The sequence below is a fragment of the Paraglaciecola sp. QJM3NY_14 genome, assembly GCF_056173245.1.
This window is the reverse complement of the sequence record NZ_CM149664.1, coordinates 1,614,486-1,634,195: the sequence shown is the minus strand read 5'-3', so window position 1 is coordinate 1,634,195 and position 19,710 is coordinate 1,614,486. Positions and strand designations below refer to the sequence as shown.

The 19,710-nt window shown below is 47.0% G+C and carries 13 protein-coding genes; 2 read left to right on the top strand and 11 right to left on the bottom strand.

All coding sequences use genetic code 11. The annotated features are described in order from the left end of the window. Nucleotides 1-436 precede the first annotated feature (436 nt). Together AC0VYA_RS06945 and AC0VYA_RS06940 are read left to right on the top strand one after the other, a co-directional pair. The gene (locus AC0VYA_RS06945; RefSeq protein WP_475490507.1) at nucleotides 437-1,948 is read left to right on the top strand and encodes a hypothetical protein; all 1,512 of its coding nucleotides are present in this window, start codon (nucleotides 437-439) and stop codon (nucleotides 1,946-1,948) included. 304 nt (nucleotides 1,949-2,252) lie between these two features. Next, nucleotides 2,253-3,959, top strand: coding sequence for a DUF3466 family protein (locus AC0VYA_RS06940; protein WP_475490506.1), 1,707 nt, complete (start codon nucleotides 2,253-2,255; stop codon nucleotides 3,957-3,959). Nucleotides 3,960-4,087: 128 nt separating this feature from the next. Here the strand turns inward: AC0VYA_RS06940 and eutC are convergent, their stop codons facing one another. The 11 genes from eutC to AC0VYA_RS06885 all read right to left on the bottom strand — a co-directional run bounded on the left by eutC (nucleotide 4,088) and on the right by AC0VYA_RS06885 (nucleotide 19,360). Then, on the bottom strand, nucleotides 4,088-4,996 hold the full coding sequence (eutC, locus tag AC0VYA_RS06935; RefSeq protein ID WP_475490505.1) for an ethanolamine ammonia-lyase subunit EutC: 909 nt from the start codon (nucleotides 4,994-4,996) through the stop codon (nucleotides 4,088-4,090). Beyond that, entirely contained in the window at nucleotides 4,996-6,399 is a 1,404-nt protein-coding gene (locus AC0VYA_RS06930; protein ID WP_475490504.1) for an ethanolamine ammonia-lyase subunit EutB, read from the bottom strand. The genes eutC and AC0VYA_RS06930 overlap by 1 nt, the downstream gene beginning before the upstream one ends. Nucleotides 6,400-7,081: 682 nt before the next feature. Beyond that, nucleotides 7,082-8,137: an NAD(P)-dependent alcohol dehydrogenase gene (locus AC0VYA_RS06925; RefSeq protein ID WP_475490503.1), complete on the bottom strand. Its 1,056-nt coding sequence runs from the start codon at nucleotides 8,135-8,137 to the stop codon at nucleotides 7,082-7,084. A gap of 177 nt (nucleotides 8,138-8,314) precedes the next feature. Next, nucleotides 8,315-9,409, bottom strand: coding sequence for an alkene reductase (locus AC0VYA_RS06920; RefSeq protein ID WP_475491041.1), 1,095 nt, complete (start codon nucleotides 9,407-9,409; stop codon nucleotides 8,315-8,317). A 484-nt stretch (nucleotides 9,410-9,893) separates the two neighbouring features. Further along, complete coding sequence (locus AC0VYA_RS06915; RefSeq protein ID WP_475490502.1) at nucleotides 9,894-10,904, bottom strand: GGDEF domain-containing protein; 1,011 nt, start codon at nucleotides 10,902-10,904, stop codon at nucleotides 9,894-9,896. Nucleotides 10,905-11,096: 192 nt separating this feature from the next. Then, entirely contained in the window at nucleotides 11,097-12,278 is a 1,182-nt protein-coding gene (locus tag AC0VYA_RS06910) for an MFS transporter (protein ID WP_475490501.1), read from the bottom strand. A gap of 217 nt (nucleotides 12,279-12,495) precedes the next feature. Next, complete coding sequence (gene prpF / locus AC0VYA_RS06905; RefSeq protein ID WP_475490500.1) at nucleotides 12,496-13,725, bottom strand: 2-methylaconitate cis-trans isomerase PrpF; 1,230 nt, start codon at nucleotides 13,723-13,725, stop codon at nucleotides 12,496-12,498. A 9-nt stretch (nucleotides 13,726-13,734) separates the two neighbouring features. Further along, nucleotides 13,735-16,341, bottom strand: coding sequence for a Fe/S-dependent 2-methylisocitrate dehydratase AcnD (acnD, locus tag AC0VYA_RS06900; RefSeq protein WP_475490499.1), 2,607 nt, complete (start codon nucleotides 16,339-16,341; stop codon nucleotides 13,735-13,737). A gap of 132 nt (nucleotides 16,342-16,473) precedes the next feature. Then, a complete protein-coding gene (gene prpC / locus AC0VYA_RS06895) occupies nucleotides 16,474-17,598 on the bottom strand; it encodes a bifunctional 2-methylcitrate synthase/citrate synthase (RefSeq protein WP_475490498.1) in 1,125 nt (374 codons plus the stop codon). Nucleotides 17,599-17,713: 115 nt separating this feature from the next. Next, nucleotides 17,714-18,592 carry a methylisocitrate lyase gene (gene prpB, locus AC0VYA_RS06890; RefSeq protein WP_011574258.1) on the bottom strand — a complete coding sequence of 293 codons (879 nt, stop codon included), beginning with the start codon at nucleotides 18,590-18,592 and terminating at the stop codon, nucleotides 17,714-17,716. Nucleotides 18,593-18,691: 99 nt separating this feature from the next. Beyond that, nucleotides 18,692-19,360: a GntR family transcriptional regulator gene (locus AC0VYA_RS06885; RefSeq protein ID WP_011574257.1), complete on the bottom strand. Its 669-nt coding sequence runs from the start codon at nucleotides 19,358-19,360 to the stop codon at nucleotides 18,692-18,694. Nucleotides 19,361-19,710 lie beyond the last annotated feature (350 nt).

Sequence of the window (19,710 nt, the reverse complement as noted above, 5' to 3'; positions counted from 1 at the left end):
TAGCGGTTCGTTCGAGCCGCTTATTCTTACCACATCTGAACCTGATCTATTCATACCTATCCGCATTAATACATGCCCCTCAGAATGCGTCCAGCGGCTTTTGAGCAAGGCGTCGCTGGGTAGTCATGGTTGTTCCCTTTCAGATAATAAGAATGCAGAGCAAAAGCCGCTGGGCATTTCTTTCAGCTCAGCTGTAACCAGTGTGTAGCCAGTGCAAGCCAACCGGTTAAATCCAACTATTTCGTTCAAATTTTCCGCAGACTTTTGTCTTCATTTGTATAGAAGTGTCAGTGATTGCCAAGAAAGGTAAAGGTTATGTAAAGAGCCTCATAGCCAATGAACTTAACGTTTTATCCTTACGTCACAATGGCAATTAAACAAAGCCTTAGGTGAAATATGACCGCTTCTCACCTAAGAAAATAAACCTGGAGATACAATGAAGTTAAGCAAAACGACGTCGTCGATAATTCGCTCCCCTGCTCTATATTTGGGGGTTGCGTTATTGTCTCTTACTGGCTGTGGTTCAAGTGACGATGACAACACTGGATACATCCGCTTTTACAACGCCTCATACAACGCTCCAGCAGTGTATCTCACCGTTGATGAAGACTTAGATGAAGATGACGACGACGAAATTGAAATTACCTATGGTGCAGTGACGTTCGGCAATGTGACTTCGAACAACGCCCTAGACAATGACACTTATTGGGTTGAGCTTGGTTGGCAAGACGAAGAAAGCAGCGATCGCAGCGATCTTGAAGTGATTTATCAAGAGCAGCATAAAATTCAAAACGAAGTGATTACCTTTGTTGCCCTTACTGACGATATTCGCTCGCCTAACGTACTCACATTTGATATCCCTGTGGTAGATGACGATGATGATGACGACGATGATTTGTTTAACGTGCGTTTTCTAAACCTGAACACTGATTATTCAACTGTGGATGTTTACATCTCTGAAGATAACGAAACGTTCAATGAAGCAGAGTTCGTATCAACCGTTGAACTCAACAGCCTTACTGACAATATTAAGATTGAACAAGACCAGTATATTTTTTACATCACTGAGCCAGGTGGTAGCGAGCCAATCTTTACCTCTGAAGATATTTCATATTCTGTTGTCAGCCAATATGTTGTGGTACTGCGTGACAACGTGGGTGTAGGCAGCTCACCCTTTACCATCGACAGTATCGGTGTAAACAGTGTTACTGAGCTAAACGATGTTGACGCTGAAGCCTCATTTGGTTTTTACAACGGCATCGCCACCAACCAATACATTCCTGATTACACAGGTGTAGTCGACTTAAATGTTGATTTAGATGACGAAAGCGAGTTGGTGGTCGATGATCTAGGCTACGGCCAATTCAGTGAAACGACAACGACCTCGAACGGTGACTATTCATTCGACATTCTAAATGCAGATAATGACGAATTGTTCATCCATGATGCCTTACTAAGCTTGCAAGAAAACGCTGACAATATTGTATTCTTATACTCAAAAACGGACGCCGTTGATGATGACGAAGACGATATTATCGATGAAAACGAAGACGGTATCGTTGATAACTACGAGTCCATCATCAAGTCTTTAACCATCACCAAGAGCAGCAGTTCAAGCATTTATAGCCATGGAATCAAAGTGGTCAACTTGAGTGATTCAGACGACTTCAGCCGCGTGAAATTCTACTTTGTTGAGAACGACGAAGTGATTTCTACGGCTGATAATACCCTGTCTGTTTTACAAGAAAGCAATAGCTCTATCACGCTTATCAATAACACTTACGATGTGTTCGCCATCGCTACTATCGAAGGCAGCGATATCATCATGGACAGCTTCCAACTGACATTAGACGAAGACAGTGTTGAGCAGTTCTTGATTTTTGCCCCGGATGACAGCGCATCAACCGGGTTCAGCATGACATTAGTGGATCAAAACCAAGTTAACTAATTGGTTTACCGCGTTCGCGCCATAGTAAAGGATTGTCCTGCTATGGCGCTGATTCATATATCAAGTGACGACCCAAGACTCACATTAGCCGACATCTGCATCATACGCTTTGAAAGCTTTTTGCTTTATCGCTGTTAGGCCCTTTATTGCCTAAAAACCAGTAAAGCATTGCACAAGCTAGATAAACAACCGCGCTAACAGAGTCAGACATTTCGTTTTGAGCAGAGCGCTTTTATAAAGGCAAGTAGTAAGCCGCAATAATCAAGCGTTCACACGAGCAATGAAACAAGCGATGAAAAAAACAATGAAACAAACACGAATAGCAGCCTTTTTATCCAGCGCATTTCTGTCTAGCGCCTTTTTGTCAGTTCCTGCTGCGTTCGGTGCTCAGTATCAAGTAGTTGAGCTACCCGTTGCAGAATTAGGCGTGGACTCATACCCAACTGCCATCAACAGCATCGGTGAGATCGCCGTTAACCTAGCGTCGCAGTTTAATCCCGTGATTGATGTTTCTTTGCTGGACTTTGATTCAGCGACGCTCATTGCCGGGTTAACCAATTTAGAAAACGCCCGATCAGGCGACTTCAATACTGCTGACTACGAATTTTTATATGCCTATATTACCGCCAATGCTGAAAGCCAGTTTTTCCAGCAAATCGCCAGTTTAAATAGCTATGTAGCCTCAGAAGACACCAGTATTTTGCTGCATGGTTTTGACACCATTGACAGCGACACCGACGAGTACCGTAACAGTGCCACCACAACGGTGCGTGGTATCAACGACTTTGGCTATACCGTTGGGAAAAGTTTCGACGGTTTTTACACACTGGAATATGTGACAGAAGACATTGAAGACGTCACTTATGTGCTAAATGATTTTTACTACCGTGCATTTGCGCAAATAGAAGATGATGTAATCGAGCTTACGCCGCCTGAAAGCACTTTGGGTGGATACAGCGAAGCCTACGATATAAACGAACTAAACCAAGTGGTGGGCATAGGGAGCACTGAATTGGTGTCGACCACATTGCAAGACAGTATTGATGCGTGTGCCGATGAAGATGAGCGAGGTGATATCCCTGAAGCGTCGTGTTTGCGCAGTTTAAGTATCAGCACCAATGCCAGTCTCGGAAGCGTTTTTCAGCAACGAGGAGTGATTTGGCAACTAGACGATGGCGGTGTCGAAGATACCTACACCCTACCCATGTTAATTGAGCCGGACGACGATGACACTACGGTTTACAGCAGCACGGCTGTCGCCATCAACGACTTTGGTATTGCCGTGGGTACGTCACCGGCGTTCTATCAAAATACTGACACATTAACCTCAGCGGCGGTGATTTACGATAACGACAAAGCCTACACGATCAGCGAAGATAGCGACGAAGAGTACGATGTTTTTGCCAGCTACGCGGTTGACATCAATAACAATGATTTGGTGGTAGGATACGCCACCAAAAGCGTACTGGGCTCAACGCCCAACAAGTTTTTCGTGTATGACTACGACTCAGGTATCATTGAATACCCAGATGATTTCTTCGACAGTGCCTCCACGGTGCCCACCGCAATTAATGATGACAACCTAGTCGTTGGTTTCACCGAGTTTGAAGAAACCAGTTCAGGCATTCGCCGGGTAGAAGGCTTTGTTTATGATTATCGTAACGATATCTTCTCAAGCCTAAACGACTTAATTGAATGCAACAGCCCTTACACCATTGCTCAAGCAAATGGCATTAACGAAAATGGCGAAATCATCGCAACGGCAACTGTGTCTAGCGTTAACAAAGACATTACAGGTGAAATTGAATTAGATGAGTACGATGCCCAATCTTCAAGCACCCACGTTGTCGCCATTAAGCTAGTGCCCATTCCAGGTGGTTCGATTGATAACTGTGACGTATACGAAGAAGAGTATGAGCGTGAAGGCGCCAGTGCTTTCTGGTTGTTGTTTGTCGGATTGTTTGGTTTAGCACGCTTTGTTCCTTCGCGAACGAACCTTGGTAACCGCTAGAACACGCGTAGACACAAGGTAACAAGCATCACTAAAGCATGATGTTCATGATAAAACCTAAACGAGCAGTTGTATTTAATGGAGTCGATACAACAGCTCGGTTTTAATCAAATCACCCTAGCTTTACGCTAACTCGGCTTAGTCAAAAAGCTGCGCTTAGACACAGCGTTGGTTTTTAGCGCGTTGAGGGCTGGGCTATCAGAGCGATCCTTCAAAGCGACACCAGACAGATTTAAGCGCCGCGCTTCTTTGAGTAAATATAATGCTCGATGCGCGGCGTCATCATAACCCAAGCCAGCGGGTCGAATATTCGAAATACAATTTCGCCGCGCATCGGTCAAGCCTATTTCTGGTGCCCAAGTGAAATACAAACCTAAGCTGTCGGGCGAGCTTAACCCCGGGCGCTCCCCAATTAACATCAATACCGCTTTGGCGTTCAGGTACTCTCCTACTTCATCCCCAACAGCCACTCGCCCTTGCTCTACCACGGTCAGCGGGGCAAGACGCCACGATTCCGACTCATGCTTTAGCAAAGTGATTAATTGCCTAAGCAAGGGTTGAACATTGTATTGCACCGCGATGGATGAAAGCCCATCCGCCACCACAATGGCCAAGTCATAGTCTGGCTGAGTAGTTCCTGCTTGTTGCGTCATGAACTTCAGCAATAGATTGCGCGACACATCATTTAGTTTTCGGCCCAAGTCTGGGCGCTGCAAAAATGTCGTTCTATCGAACGCTTGGCTATGCAGCATCATAGGTGGGCAAGGCAACACTGACGAAAACTCGGTCAGTTTGTGTTGTAGCTCCTCTGTGTCTAATCGCAATTTTACTGCATCTCGGGCCTTGGCATGCGACAACTGGAATCCCAGCATTTCTGAGGTAGGTAAGCTTATCCCTGCTCTGCCTAGCCCGATTCGCGCATTTGTGTAACGACGTAACGTGCGCCATGGGTTATTAACGACATCGCTGCTTGTCATGCTTGCATGACTATTCATCATATTGCTCACGTGACTGGGCTCATCATTGTACTTTTTCATTATGAACGTCCCCTTAGTGCCTTTAACGAACGGGCAAAAACGTCTGGCACATGATCTGATAGTATGTACTGCCCATCATTTTTCATGATATTCATTTTCTCTAACCACATCTCAAACTCCGGTGCTGGTCGCGCGCCTATCACCCGACGCAAATACAAAGCATCGTGAAATGAGGTCGTTTGATAATTCAGCATAATGTCGTCTGAGCCCGGGATCCCCATAATAAATGAACAGCCTGCTACCCCGAGTAATGTCAGCAGGTTGTCCATGTCGTTTTGGTCGGCCTCGGCGTGATTGGTGTAACACACATCACAGCCCATCGGCAGACCAAGCAATTTGCCGCAAAAATGATCTTCGAGCCCAGCTCGGGTGATCTGTTTGCCGTCGTATAAATATTCCGGACCGATAAAACCCACCACCGTATTAACCAGCAAGGGATTAAACTTACGAGCCACAGCGTAAGCTCTGGCTTCACATGTTTGTTGGTCTAACCCGTGGTGCCCATTGGCGGATAACGCACTCCCCTGACCCGTCTCAAAATACATCACGTTAGTGCCTGCTGTGCCTCTGCCTAAGCTCAGCGCTGCCGCATGCGCTTCTGCTAATGTCGATAGATCGAATCCAAAACTACTGTTCGTGGCTTGAGTGCCTCCAATAGACTGGAAAACCAGATCCACGGGCGCGCCTGCTTCTATGCACTCTATAGTGTTGGTTACGTGGGTAAGCACACAACTTTGTGTAGGAATTTGATATTGCTGGATGACGTCATCCATTAGATGCAGCAAATGTGTGGCCTGAGCTACATTATCAGTCGCTGGGTTAATCCCTATGACCGCATCACCATTTCCGTACAGCAATCCATCTAGCATGCTGGCCGCGATCCCGTTTATGTCGTCTGTGGGATGATTTGGCTGTAATCGCGTTGAGAGCCGGTTAGGTAGGCCAATCGTGCTGCGAAACGCTGTGGTAATTTGACACTTTTTGGCCACCAAAATCAGGTCTTGATTGCGCATTATTTTGCACACGGCCGCGGCCATTTCAGGGGTGATGCCAGCGCAAACACTGGCCAGTACTTCACTCGTGGCGAAATCGCTGAGCAGCCAATTGCGAAAATCACCTACGGTTAAATGCGCTAGCGGTGCAAACGCCTCTTTACTGTGGTTATCCACTATTAACCGCGTGACTTCGTCGCTTTCGTACGGCACCAAAGCTTCATTTAAAAAGTCAGTCAGCACAACGTCGGCTAAGGTAAATTGTGCAGCCACACGCTCTTGCTCAGTCTCAGCTGCCACCCTAGCAAGTATGTCTCCCGAGCGCAGCGGAGTGGCTTTGGCCATTAGCTGGGCCAAACCCGTGAATTGATATGTAGTACCGCCGACTATGTGTCGATAACCTTGACTCATTCAACTATCCATAATGAAGTTGGTCAGTGTCAGCCGCATATTCACGTCATTATCCTTAAGATGAAGAGAAGACTTCAATTTAAGATCTACATGCATGAACGACTGACAGCCAGATTAGGGTGTTGCGCACGTTATGTTCTGTTCCTTTATTATTGTTTAAAAATGCAAATTTGTTCAGGGCGTGTTGAGCTTTTCTGTACATTCTCACAGCGGTCAGTGTGCTGTTTGAGCAAGGTGAATGATTGAACGTCTAGTGGTCTCAATCAAAATCATTTAACGCGCCCTATCAAAAGCAAACCTGCCATGACGAGTTGCATTTTTCGCTTGCCTACATCAGAAGTTGCCAGAAACATGCCGCTGGACTAACTTTTCAGCTATGAATCTCAAGTGTTGATTAATATATATTGATATCAACAACTTACATGTAAATGGTAAAATAAACTCTCAATGCGGTCCATTGTCGCCATGCAGCGCCCAACAAAGTGAGCACCATTTTAGTTGCAATGCACCTTTTCAAAGCATCAATCAATGTTGGGTAAGCGCTGCCCGAGCCTTATTGGACGTATTTAGATACAAGGCCTGTATTAGAGAGCTGTAAATGAAAAACCCAAGCACTGTGCTTGGGTTTCTAGGTAATGTTCGACTTATAGCCGCATTATTGAATTCTCATTATCAAGCCGTCTTATAAACTCTGCATATCAATGACGAAGCGATAACGCACATCGTTACTCTTCATGCGCTCAAACGCGTCATTAATATCCTGCATATCAATTTTTTCGATTTCGGATACCACATTATGCTCACCGCAAAAATCGAGCATTTCTTGGGTCTCTTTGATGCCACCAATGAGAGAACCAGCCAGCGCTTTACGCCCACCAATCATAAATGCACCGTTAACTGCATCGAGTGGCTCAATGGCACCGACAAAACACATAGTGCTGTTGTATTTAAGCAAAGATAGATACGGGTTCACGTCATGCCCCACCGGAATGGTGTTAAGCAAGAAATCAAATTTACCTCGCCATTTTTTCATGGCGTCTTTGTCTTTAGTGACTAACACATCATCCGCGCCAAGCTTTTTGGCGTCATCGGCTTTATCTTTAGAGGTGGTTATCATTACCACATGGGCGCCCATGGCAGAAGCGAACTTAATGCCCATATGGCCCAAGCCACCCAAACCAATCACACCCACTGTCATGCCTTCTTTCACACCATGTTGATGTAACGGTGAGTAAGTGGTGATCCCCGCACACAGTAGTGGCGCGGCAGCGGCTTTATCTAAGTTCTCGGGCACTTTTAGTACGAATTTATCGTTAACCACAACTCGCTTAGAATAACCGCCCTGCGTGATGTCTTCTTCATCATCAGCAGCGTCTTTTAACTTACTGTTATAAGTCATGGTCGCGCCGTTCAGGCAGTGCTGCTCAAGGTGTTCCTCACAAGCTGCACAAGTTTGACATGAGTCCACCATGCAACCCACACCCACGGTATCACCTACTTTGAAGTTGCTTACTTTGCTGCCCACAGCGCTGACTTCACCGATGATTTCGTGGCCAGGCACTAGAGGGTAATTGGAGTTGCCCCAGTCGTTTTTAACCGCGTGCAAATCACTGTGACACACCCCACAGAACTGAATATCGATTTGTACATCATGCTCGCTAGGCGCTCGGCGTTTAATGTCATGGGGTGCCATTTGGCCGTCTTCTGATTTTGCTGCATATGCTGAAATAGTCGTCATAATTTCTCTCTTGGTTATCGCGAAAAATATTGTGAGTAACCGTCAATTCAATACCCGCTTTCTCGCAGTTGTTAAACCGAGGCGCTAACTACTTTTGCACAAGTCAGCGCCACGTTAAGTATTAGGTGCAAGCTTTGCGTTGCTTGCCTTACATTAAACAGGTGTGAGGGTGAGATCTTACATAGCTGATTTAACATGACTCAATGAAGGATAATCCACGTAGCCTTCACTGCCACCGCCGTAGAATGTCTCGTCATTTGGCTCGTTGTAAGGGCCATCTTTAGCGATGCGAGCGGGTAAATCTGGGTTAGCTAAAAATGAGCGCCCGAATGCCACTGCATCAGCGTCATTATTTTTAATCCACGTATCAGCCTCTTGTGGGCTAAATTCACCGTTCGCGATAAACACCCCGCTAAAGGCTGCGCGCATATCTTTAAGCAGTTGGTTACCTTGCTCGATGCCTGAGCCATCGCCTGTGTGGTTATTCGGGCGAACCACATGTAGATAAACGGCACCTTTGCCAGATACTGCCTTAGCCGCGGCAACGTAAGTACCTTCTGGATCGTCGTCATAACTGCCACCTGGTCCGCCGGTGGGCGATAAGCGCACACCAATATTATTGCGCGGTATTTCCTGTGCGATAACGTCAATGACTTCTTCGAGTAAACGCAATCGATTCTCGACGCTGCCACCATATTGATCGTCTCGTTTGTTCACCGATGAGCGAATGAATTGATCAAGTAAATAGCCGTTGGCAGCATGTAGTTCGATACCATCGAACCCAGCTTCCTTGGCGCATTTCGCTGCGTGGCGGTAATCGCGTCTAAGGTTATCAATATCCTCAAGCGTCATCGCTTGCGCTGTAGGGTGTGGCACCGTTGGGCCATCAGGCAATAGATCCCCTACAAAGGCTTCGCCTTCAGGTTGAAATTCGCTTGATGAAAATGGCCGCGCATCATGCGGCTGGAACACTTGATGAGAAATTGCCCCAACATGCCATAGTTGACAGAAAATACGCCCCCCCATGTTGTGCACTGCATCTGTGACCACTTGCCAATGCTGAACTTGCTCGTCAGTGAAAATGCCCGGCGTCCACGCATAACCTTGGCCCTGAGGGCTGATTTGGGTGGCTTCAGAGATGATCAGGCCTGCGGAGGCCCGTTGTGCGTAATACAAGGCATGCAAAGGCGTTTGTAAATTTTCCCCTGGGGTTGAGCGCGAGCGTGTTAGCGGGGCCATGAACACACGATTTTTGAGCTGTATGTTGCCCATATTGATTGGCGCAGATAAAGAAGGAAAGGCGCTTTTCTCGCTGCTTTTTTCACTGCTTAGCTCGTTATTTGTTTCGGGCTGAGATGACGTTGAATTATGAATATTTGGCAATGGTATTGTCCTCTTGCTGAGTTACGGCTTTGGCTGCACATGACACCTTGTGCTTTGGTTGTCGCTTTAAAAGTGCATACCTGTTCGTAACGTTAAAGTGATGTGACGTAGGCTAAGCAAGGGGTATTCCAATCACTGGAAATTATATACGTTCGCGTGCTCATGCTAGAAGCGCTCTATTGTGTAGACATGTTTGGCTGTAACGGAATGATATTTTTAGAAGGTAAAAACCGGGGAGCTAAGCGCTAACACAGTAATAATTGCAAAGTGAGTGGCAGTATTACTCGGTCGGTTGCCCAGTGACGAAGTGCTTTTAACCTTGCAGTCAACCACGTAATGAGTCGCGTTGTTGTGCACCAAAATGGAAGTACTATTAAGACCCGTCAGCAATATCAGCATTAATAAAGCGCGCTCGGCCCTCATTTTTTGCCACATAAAGTGCTTTATCCGCTTGATCTATTAATTGCATCTTCTGCGTGTCTTTGTCTACATGCGTACTTATCAGACCAATGGAACAGCTTACAAAGTCTTGGCCCTGACCTTTACCGTGTTGAATTTTTCTTCTTGCCCACTCTCGCAGCACTTCAGCAGCCAGCGCCTCAGAAGCCAGTGCGTTAATGCCCAGTGATATGACAATAAACTCTTCACCGCCATAGCGCGCAACCGTGTCTGTCTCACGATTAAACACTTGCCTTAATATTTCTGCTTGAATTCTTATCACCTCGTCACCGCGCAAATGCCCATAGCCATCGTTAAAATCTTTAAAATTATCAAGGTCAATCATAAACACACTGAGAGATGTGCCTATACGATTAGAAACCGATAGCATCAGATCAAACTGTTGCTCTAAAGCGCCACGATTATATAGCCCAGTTAATTGATCTATTTGATTTAAGTGCACTAGCTTTTCGTTAAGATGCTGAAAGCGCCCAAAGGCACTTTCAATTTGCTTTACGCCAATCAAGCTGATCAGTAAACCAAGGGAGACAAAGCCAAGATTCACCATACCAAAGCCTGCGTAAACAGGGTATAAGCCTACAATTAGAGCAAATCCGAATATAGTAAACGATACAAAAATAATTGAAAATTTGAATGATAATCGCATGATAAACATACAAAAAAGTCCATAAAGCAGAGTCCCCTCATAGGAAAATGAAAACTCTGCTATTTGCCAGCATTGTACAATCAGCCAGTAGTTGGCATAGCACACTAGAAGGAGACTGACACACAGCACTAAGTGATAAATTCGATGGTAATTCGGTAGGAAAGTCAGAGCGAAAAAGATACACAATATTGGCAATTGCATGCCTAACCGAGAGACAAGGTAGACCTGTTTAACCGCTTCGGGGATAACGCTTAAATCCGCAATGATAAAACTCATCATCAGCACTGTACCTAATGCAATAACTTGCCTCAGTTTGCTTAAGCTAAGTAATACAGTGTTATCTGGTATATGACTCGTAATTGTGGCTATTCCAACAAGTAAACCGGTCTATGAACTTTATAGTGCCCAAACGCGCAGATCAACGAAAAGGATAAATAGTGTTAGTGCATGGCGTTACTATAGTGAGGTCTACTATGAAATACCATGTAGACGTCTTAATTTGTAACCGAGTGCCAATATAACCAACAGCATTAACCAAGACCCTAACACAACGCCCCCCCAATGGCCGCCTTGCCAGAATAGGTTTAAATAGATGCCTCCAGAACTGGCACCAAGATAATAAAAAGTCAGATACAAAGAAGACGCGCTAGCTTTGCCCGTTTTAGCATTTAAGCTTACCCAACTGCTTGCAGTGGAATGCGTTAAAAAGAAACCAAAGGCATTAATCAGTAACCCTAGAATAATCGCATACAAAGACGGAATTAAGGTCACGGCTGACCCCAGCATAATTATCACTGTACCCGCCATCATGCATACCGGTTGCGAATAATGCTTGCCCAACTTACCTGAAATAGCCGATGCGTAAGTGCCAGATAAATAAGTTAAAAATAGCAATCCAATATACTGCGCCGATAAAGCATACGGGCTGTCTTTGAGCACAAACGTAACAAAGCTATATTGGTTCACAAAGATAAAAAAGCTTAGTCCGCCAATCAGGTAACTCAAGAGTAAGCGTTTGTTGGCAAGATGTGCTCCCAGCTGATTTAGCATGGGTATAGGCCGCAGCGCTTTAGCAGTAAAGCGTTTTGAGGGCGGTAAAAGCCAAGCAAACACCAATGTCAGGCTCAAACTTAATAACGCCATTATTTCGAATGTGCCCGTTAAACCAAAGTTTTCCCCTAAAAATCCCCCGAGTAAGCGCCCACCGATGCCACCGAGTGAATTACCACTGATATAGATACCCACGGCTATCATCAAAGCATCAGCGTTAAATTCATCACTCATGTAGGCCACCGCGATAGCGGGTAAACCTGCTAAAAAGAAACCCTGCGCGGCACGTAAAATCAGCAAATTGTGATAATCACCAGCGAATGCCAAGCAAGTAGTAGTAACCGTAATACCCGCCATGGTGAACAACATGATCCCTCTGCGCCCAACGGCATCAGAGAGCGGCCCGTAAAACAGCAGAGAGATACCCAGAGTAAAGGTAGTAATAGTAAAACTGACACTTGATTGCAGCGCGGACACCCCAAACTGCTCAGCTATCATAGGCAATAATGGCTGGGTAACATACAAGTTAGCAAACACCATGAAGGAGCCTAAACACAGTGCTAGGGTGGCGCGCCAAAACGCGGCAGTATGGGGGGCGATCATCCTTGCAGCTTATCCTTAATTACGAGCTCAACATAGGTTGAAAAATAGAATTTCGATACCCTGTGAAAGCAGCTGACATAAAAAAGCGACCTTAGCAAAGGCTAAGGTCGCTTTCCAATCGCTTATCTAAATGACGCCGATTAAGTCAGCTTAGGCGATACTGGCGATATTCGGCGCCAAGTCCGACAAGTGACTTAAGCTGTGCTCGTTAAGCGAGTTAGAAGCTGTCTTTAGGGATACGCACCCAGCCTTCCATCAATACACGCGCACTGCGACTCATGGACGCTTTTATCACTGACCATTGGCCATCCACTTGCTCGGCAGCCGCGCCGACTTTTAGGGTGCCTGATGGGTGACCGAAACGCACATCGCTGCGCTCGTTACCGCCCGCGGCTAAATTTACCAGTGTGCCTGGTATGGCTGCAGCTGTACCAATGGCCACGGCCGCCGTACCCATCATGGCGTGATGCAATTTACCCATCGACATGGCCCGCACCAATACATCGATGTCATCACGTTCAATGGCCTTGCCACTGGATGACACATAAGGCGTTGGCGGCGCTACAAACGCGACTTTCGGCGTATGCTGACGTGACGCAGCTTCACTAATATCCTTGATTAACCCCATTTGCACAGCACCTTGAGCGCGAATGGTTTCAAACTTGGTCAGTGCAGCGGGATCGCCGTTTATCACTTCTTGCAATTCTGTGCCTGTATAACCAATGTCTTCCGCGTTTACAAAAATCGTTGGAATACCTGCATTGATTAACGTGGCTTTAAGGTTGTTTACCCCAACAGCCGCCAGCTCAGGTGAATCCAAGGTATCCACAATATTACCTGTGGGGAACATGCCACTTGGGCCTTCGGCAGCCGCATCGCCGTCATCCGCTGGGTGCATAAATTCTATCAACACTTCAGCTGCAGGAAATGTCACACCGTCTAACTCAAAATCACCGGTTTCTTGTACTTCGCCATCGGTGATGGGCACATGGGCGATGATGGTTTTCTGGATATTTTGCTGCCAAATACGCACCTCGGCAATGCCGTTTTGCGGAATACGGCTGGCGCTCACCAAACCATTACTGATGGCAAACGAGCCCACAGCAGCCGTTAAGTTACCGCAGTTACCACTCCAATCGACAAAGGCTTTATCGATAGCCACTTGGCCGAACAAATAATTCACATCGTGGCAGGCTCGATCGCTTTTCGACAGGATCACCGTTTTGCTGGTACTCGATGTTGCGCCGCCCATACCGTCGGTTTGCTTAGCGTAAGGATCAGGGCTGCCAATCACCCGCAGTAAGAGGTTGTCCCTTGCAGGGCCAGGCTTTTGCGCCGCCTCTGGTAAGTCATTCAGAGCGAAGAACACCCCTTTACTGGTGCCCCCGCGCATATATGTTGCAGGGATTTTGATTTGTGGCTGATGTATTTTAGATTCAGTAGCCATGCCTACCCCTTACCCTACTGTCGCTTCAAGAAAGTCTTGCGCGAAGCGTTGTAGCACACCGCCCGCTTCATAGATGGACGATTCCTCTTGGGTATCAATACGGCACTTCACCGGCACACTCACCTGCTCACCGTTTTTGCGGGTAATGTTCAGGGTCATTTGTGCACCTGGCTTGCGCTCACCTACTACATCATAGGTTTCACTGCCATCTATCTGGTACGTGTGACGGTTATCTCCCGGCATAAACTCCAGCGGTAATACGCCCATACCAATCAAGTTAGTGCGGTGAATACGCTCAAAACCTTCGGCAACAATCACTTCAACACCCGCTAAGCGTACGCCTTTGGCTGCCCAGTCACGGGATGAACCCTGACCATAATCCGCACCCGCCACGATAATCAGTGGCTGCTTGCGCTGCATGTAGGTTTCAATTGCTTCCCACATACGCATTTCTGTACCCTGTGGCTCTAAACGCGTTAGCGAGCCTTGTTTGACCTTACTTTTCCCGTCAGCACCGACTTCACGCACCATTTCATTAAACAGTTTAGGATTTGCAAACGTTGCGCGCTGCGCGGTTAAGTGGTCGCCCCTGTGGGTCGCGTAAGAGTTAAAGTCTTCTTCGGGCAACCCCATTTTGTGCAAATAGGCACCTGCCGCGCTGTTTAATTGAATAGCGTTTGAAGGCGATAAGTGATCCGTAGTGATGTTGTCGCCCAACACCGCCAATGGACGTAAGCCCTTCATGGAACGCTCGCCGGCTAAGGCCCCTTCCCAATAAGGTGGGCGACGAATATAAGTACTTTGTGGGCGCCAATCGTACTGAGGGTTGATGTGCGCGCCATACTCCACTTTTAAATCAAACATGGGCTCGTACACTTTGCGGAACTGCTCAGGTTTAACGCTGGCTTTGACGACCGCATCAATCTCTTGATCGGTAGGCCAAATATCTTTTAGCGTGACTGGATTACCGTTTTTATCATGGCCTAAAATATCCCGTTCGATATCAAAACGAATAGTACCGGCAATAGCATACGCCACGACTAAAGGGGGTGACGCCAAAAACGCTTGCTGCGCATAAGGGTGAATACGCCCATCAAAGTTACGGTTACCCGACAACACAGCCGTTGTGTATAGGTCGCGATCGGTAATTTCTTGTTGGATCACCGGATCAAGCGCGCCGCTCATGCCGTTACATGATGTACAAGCAAATGCCACCACGCCAAACCCGAGTTGTTCTAGCTCAGGCAATAATTTGGCGTCTTCTAAATACAGCTGCACCGCTTTTGAGCCAGGTGCCAAAGAGCTTTTTACCCAAGGCTTACGCGTTAAGCCAAGCTTGTTGGCATTGCGAGCAATTAAGCCAGCCGCCACCATGTTGCGCGGGTTACTGGTGTTGGTACAACTGGTTATCGCCGCAATAATAACAGCGCCATCGGGCATTTTGCCTTCTTCGTTTTCTATCACCCCACTGATACCACGTTCGGCCAATTCAGAGGTGGGAACGCGACTATGAGGATTCGACGGCCCAGCAATGTTGCGCCCAATAGTCGATAAATCAAATGTCAGTACACGCTCGTACTCAGCAGTTTCAAGGCTATCAGCCCATAAACCAGTGTGTTTTGCGTAGGTTTCAACCAATTTCACCTGCTCGTCATCACGGCCGGTGAGAGTCAAATAATCAATGGTTTGACGGTCAATATAGAACATGGCTGCGGTGGCGCCGTATTCTGGGGTCATGTTTGAAATAGTGGCTCTGTCACCCAAAGTCAGGTGCTTAGTGCCTTCGCCGTAAAACTCTAGATACGACGACACCACTTTTTCTTTACGTAAAAATTCGGTCAATGCCAACACCACATCGGTGGCGGTGATCCCCGCTTGGGGCCGACCTGTCAATTCCACACCGATAATATCTGGTAGGCGCATGTACGACGCGCGCCCTAGCATAACGCTTTCTGCTTCAAGGCCACCGACACCAATCGACATCACGCCAAGGGCATCGACCATGGGTGTGTGGCTGTCGGTTCCCACTAACGTATCCGGAAAGGCCACGCCATTTAGCTTTTGCACCACTGGCGACATACGCTCAAGGTTAATTTGATGCAAAATGCCGTTACCCGAGGGAATAACATCGACGTTTTTAAACGAGGTTTTGGTCCATTGAATAAAATGAAAGCGGTCTTCGTTGCGTCTGTCCTCTACCGCGCGATTTTTCTCAAACGCGTCTTTATCAAAACCACCGTATTCAACGGCCAATGAGTGATCCACCACTAACTGGGTGGGCACCACTGGGTTTACTTTTGACGGGTCACCGCCTTTTTCAGCGATGGCATCGCGCAATCCAGCTAAGTCAACCAGCGCCGTTTGCCCAAGAATATCGTGGCACACCACGCGTGCGGGAAACCAAGGAAAGTCCAAGTCACGTTTACGATCAATCAACTGCTTAAGCGCGTCGGTGAGTTGTTCAGGGGCACAGCGTCTTACCAAGTTTTCAGCGAGTACCCGTGAGGTATAAGGTAATTTGGCATAAGCGCCAGGGGTAATGGCATCCACGGCTGCTTGAGTATCAAAATAGTCAAGCTGGGTGCCTGGAAGAGGTTTACGGTAATCAGTATTCATAGCGGTCCTTAAATACGAGAGTAACAACGCGCCAGTCATAACCTGTTTGATAATGAGAAATGCAGATACTGGCGAAAAAATAGAAGCGATGAGACACAAGCGAATGCATACACATTCGCCCTGCTCGCCCGCTTAGCGCTGACTAATAGGTGACACTTTACGCGGCTCTGGCCCAACGTAATCCGCACTTGGGCGAATAATACGATTGTTGCTGCGCTGCTCCATCACGTGTGCAGCCCAACCAGTTAGGCGTGAACACACAAAAATAGGCGTGAACAATTTAGTTGGAATACCCATAAAGTGATACGCAGACGCATGGAAGAAATCCGCATTACAGAACAGTTTTTTGCTGTCCCACATGAACTCTTCACAGGCCACTGAAATGTCATACAAGGATGTATCGCCATTTTCTTGCGCCAGTTTTTCTGACCATCTTTTGATGATCACGTTACGCGGGTCAGACTCGCGGTAAATCGCATGGCCAAAGCCCATGATTTTTTCTTTACGCTCAAGCATGCCGGCCATTTGAACTTTGGCATCCGCAGGGGAGCTGAACTTTTGGATCATGTCCATGGCGGCTTCGTTCGCCCCTCCATGTAATGGACCGCGCAACGAACCAATCGCACCGGTCACACAAGAGAACATGTCAGACAGCGTCGACGCACACACACGCGCAGTAAAGGTAGAAGCATTAAATTCATGCTCTGCGTACAAAATAAGCGATACATCCATCACTTTACGGTGCTGCTCTGATGGTGTTTTACCGTGAAGTAACGCCAAGAAATGTCCGCCTAACGAGTCTTCATCTGTGGTGCAATCAATCTCAACGCCATCATGGGTAAAGCGATACCAGTAACACATGATGGCAGGAAACGCCGCCAACAAACGATTCGCCGCCTTATGCTGCTGAGAAAAATCTGTTTCTGGCTCAATGTTGCCTAGAAATGAGCACCCTGTGCGCATTACATCCATTGGGTGTGCGTCTTTTGGAATCAGTTTCAGCACTTCTTTAAGTGCTTGGGGTAAATCACGCTGGGTCAGCAAAGATGCTTTGTATTCATCGAGTTGGGCTTGATCAGGCAGTTCACCGTTAAACAGTAAATAGGCTACCTCTTCAAACGTCGCGTTGTCCGCTAAATCCGAAACGTCATAACCTGAGTACGTTAAACCAGAACCGGACTTACCCACTGTACATAACGCCGTTTCACCTGCGCTTTGACCACGTAAACCCGCACCACTTAATTTTTTGTCAACCATGGTTTGCTCCTAAATATGTATTCGTTAACGTTTATTTGACGTGCTCGTTAAAACGTTAATCACTTTGATTTTTTTGCGCCGTGAAACTTCGGTTTACGCGGCGCTATTTATGCGCTTACTTGTTTTTGCCTTGGGCAAAAAGACTGTCGAGCTTTTGTTCGTAATCGTGATAATTCAGGTAATCGTAAAGCTCCATGCGTGTTTGCATGGTATCGACCACAGAGGTTTGATCCCCCTGCTCTAGGATCGCGTTGTACACGTTTTCGGCCGCTTTGTTCATGGCGCGAAATGCACTTAATGGGTAAAGCACCATCGCGGCACCCCACTCACCTAGCACTTTTTTGTTCCATAATTCGGTTTGGCCAAACTCAGTAATATTCGCCAAAATCGGCACATCTAAGGCCTCGGCGAAGGCGCGGTAGTGCTCTTCTGTTTTAATCGCTTCTGCGAATATACCGTCGGCACCGGCAGCAACATACGCTTTAGCGCGGGCAATGGCGGCGTCTAAACCTTCTTGGGCGAACGAGTCAGTGCGGGCCATGATGAAAAAGTCAGGGTCGGTGCGTGCATCAACCGCCGCTTTGATTCGGTCCACCATTTCCTCTAAAGGCACAATTTCCTTGTTCGGGCGATGACCACAGCGCTTTTGGGCCACTTGGTCTTCCATATGTACCGCAGCAGCACCCGCCTTTTCCATATCGCGAATGGTTTTGGCAATATTAAATGCACCGCCCCACCCCGTGTCGATATCCACTAACAGCGGTAAGTCACAGGCCGAGGTAATACGCTGCACGTCGACAATCACGTCGTTTAGTGACGTCATGCCTAAATCCGGTAACCCGTAAGAAGCATTCGCCACACCGCCACCTGATAAGTAAATGGCTTTGTGGCCAATTTTCTTGGCCATCATGGCGGAATACGCGTTGATCGCCCCAACGATTTGTAGAGGTTTATTATCGGCTAAGGCTTGGCGGAATTTTTGACCTGGGCTCATATGACTTGCTCCTTAGAGTAGTTATTATGTGATGAGGTGAACATTCACCCCAATGCAACAATTAAAGGGTTATTTGATGACAACAAAATGACGCCACAGCTAGACCGGCTGTGGCGCTAATTTGCGCTGAATATTATTTTTCGAATATAAAATATGGCGGCGCATCAGCATCTCTGCTAACTCGCCGTCCCGATTCGAGATCGCTTGTACAATATGTTTATGCTCATCAAACGCTGTGCTTACGCGAGGGCCAGACATGCCCAACTGCACACGATACATGCGCACCAAATGATAAATACCGTTGACTAGCATGGTGATAAGGTGGTTGTTTTTACTGCCTAAAATAATTCGGTAGTGAAAGTCCACGTCCCCTGCCTCTTGATAATAAGAGCCGTGATTTTTTACGTCTTGGGAGTGCACATTAAGTAGAGCATTTAAGTCGGCGATTTCGTCATTAGTCATATTTTGTGCCGCTAAACGCGCGGCCATGCCTTCAAGGGACTCACGTACTTGATACAAGTCCACCAGCCCTTCGGGAGACAAAGACACTACCCGCGCCCCCACATTGGCTTTGCGCTCGACAATATGACACGCCTCTAAGCGGTTTATGGCTTCACGGATAACGGCGCGGCTCACGCCATACTTTGTCGACAATTCCGTTTCACTAAGCTTTGAACCCGCCAGCACCACACCTTCAACGATGTCTTTACGCAACTGGAAAAAGGTTTTATCAGCAGCAGTAATAGGTTGTTCGGTTAGGTTTTGCATGAATTTAGCGTGTTCTCTTGAGTGATGGCGCCCGATGAAGACGACAGTTTTTACTGAAAATAAAGTGCGTCAGCGAGTTAGGTAAAGTGCGTCAGCGACTTAGATAAAGTGCGTCAGCGACTTAGATAAAGTGCGTCAGCGATTTAATGTTGTCGACAATATAGCAGAGTAATTGGTTTTTTCAAGAGGGGAATGCGGAGATTGTCGACAATTCGGCCTTTTTTTAATCTGGCGGTTGTTTATGTGCTTTGCTTACCTTATGAGCTGCGCTCACTTATGCGCTTCGCTTATTTATGGCCTGCGGCCACTTATGGTCTTTGACCACTTATGCACTGCGTGCACTGAGCACA

Coding starts and splice junctions, on each gene's coding strand:
- AC0VYA_RS06945 (WP_475490507.1), top strand. CDS start 437: ATGAAGTTAAGCAAAACGACGTCGTCGATAATTCGCTCCCCTGCTCTA.
- AC0VYA_RS06940 (WP_475490506.1), top strand. CDS start 2,253: ATGAAACAAACACGAATAGCAGCCTTTTTATCCAGCGCATTTCTGTCT.
- eutC (WP_475490505.1), bottom strand. CDS start 4,996: ATGAAAAAGTACAATGATGAGCCCAGTCACGTGAGCAATATGATGAAT.
- AC0VYA_RS06930 (WP_475490504.1), bottom strand. CDS start 6,399: ATGAGTCAAGGTTATCGACACATAGTCGGCGGTACTACATATCAATTC.
- AC0VYA_RS06925 (WP_475490503.1), bottom strand. CDS start 8,137: ATGACGACTATTTCAGCATATGCAGCAAAATCAGAAGACGGCCAAATG.
- AC0VYA_RS06920 (WP_475491041.1), bottom strand. CDS start 9,409: ATGGGCAACATACAGCTCAAAAATCGTGTGTTCATGGCCCCGCTAACA.
- AC0VYA_RS06915 (WP_475490502.1), bottom strand. CDS start 10,904: ATGATGAGTTTTATCATTGCGGATTTAAGCGTTATCCCCGAAGCGGTT.
- AC0VYA_RS06910 (WP_475490501.1), bottom strand. CDS start 12,278: ATGATCGCCCCCCATACTGCCGCGTTTTGGCGCGCCACCCTAGCACTG.
- prpF (WP_475490500.1), bottom strand. CDS start 13,725: ATGGCTACTGAATCTAAAATACATCAGCCACAAATCAAAATCCCTGCA.
- acnD (WP_475490499.1), bottom strand. CDS start 16,341: ATGAATACTGATTACCGTAAACCTCTTCCAGGCACCCAGCTTGACTAT.
- prpC (WP_475490498.1), bottom strand. CDS start 17,598: ATGGTTGACAAAAAATTAAGTGGTGCGGGTTTACGTGGTCAAAGCGCA.
- prpB (WP_011574258.1), bottom strand. CDS start 18,592: ATGAGCCCAGGTCAAAAATTCCGCCAAGCCTTAGCCGATAATAAACCT.
- AC0VYA_RS06885 (WP_011574257.1), bottom strand. CDS start 19,360: ATGCAAAACCTAACCGAACAACCTATTACTGCTGCTGATAAAACCTTT.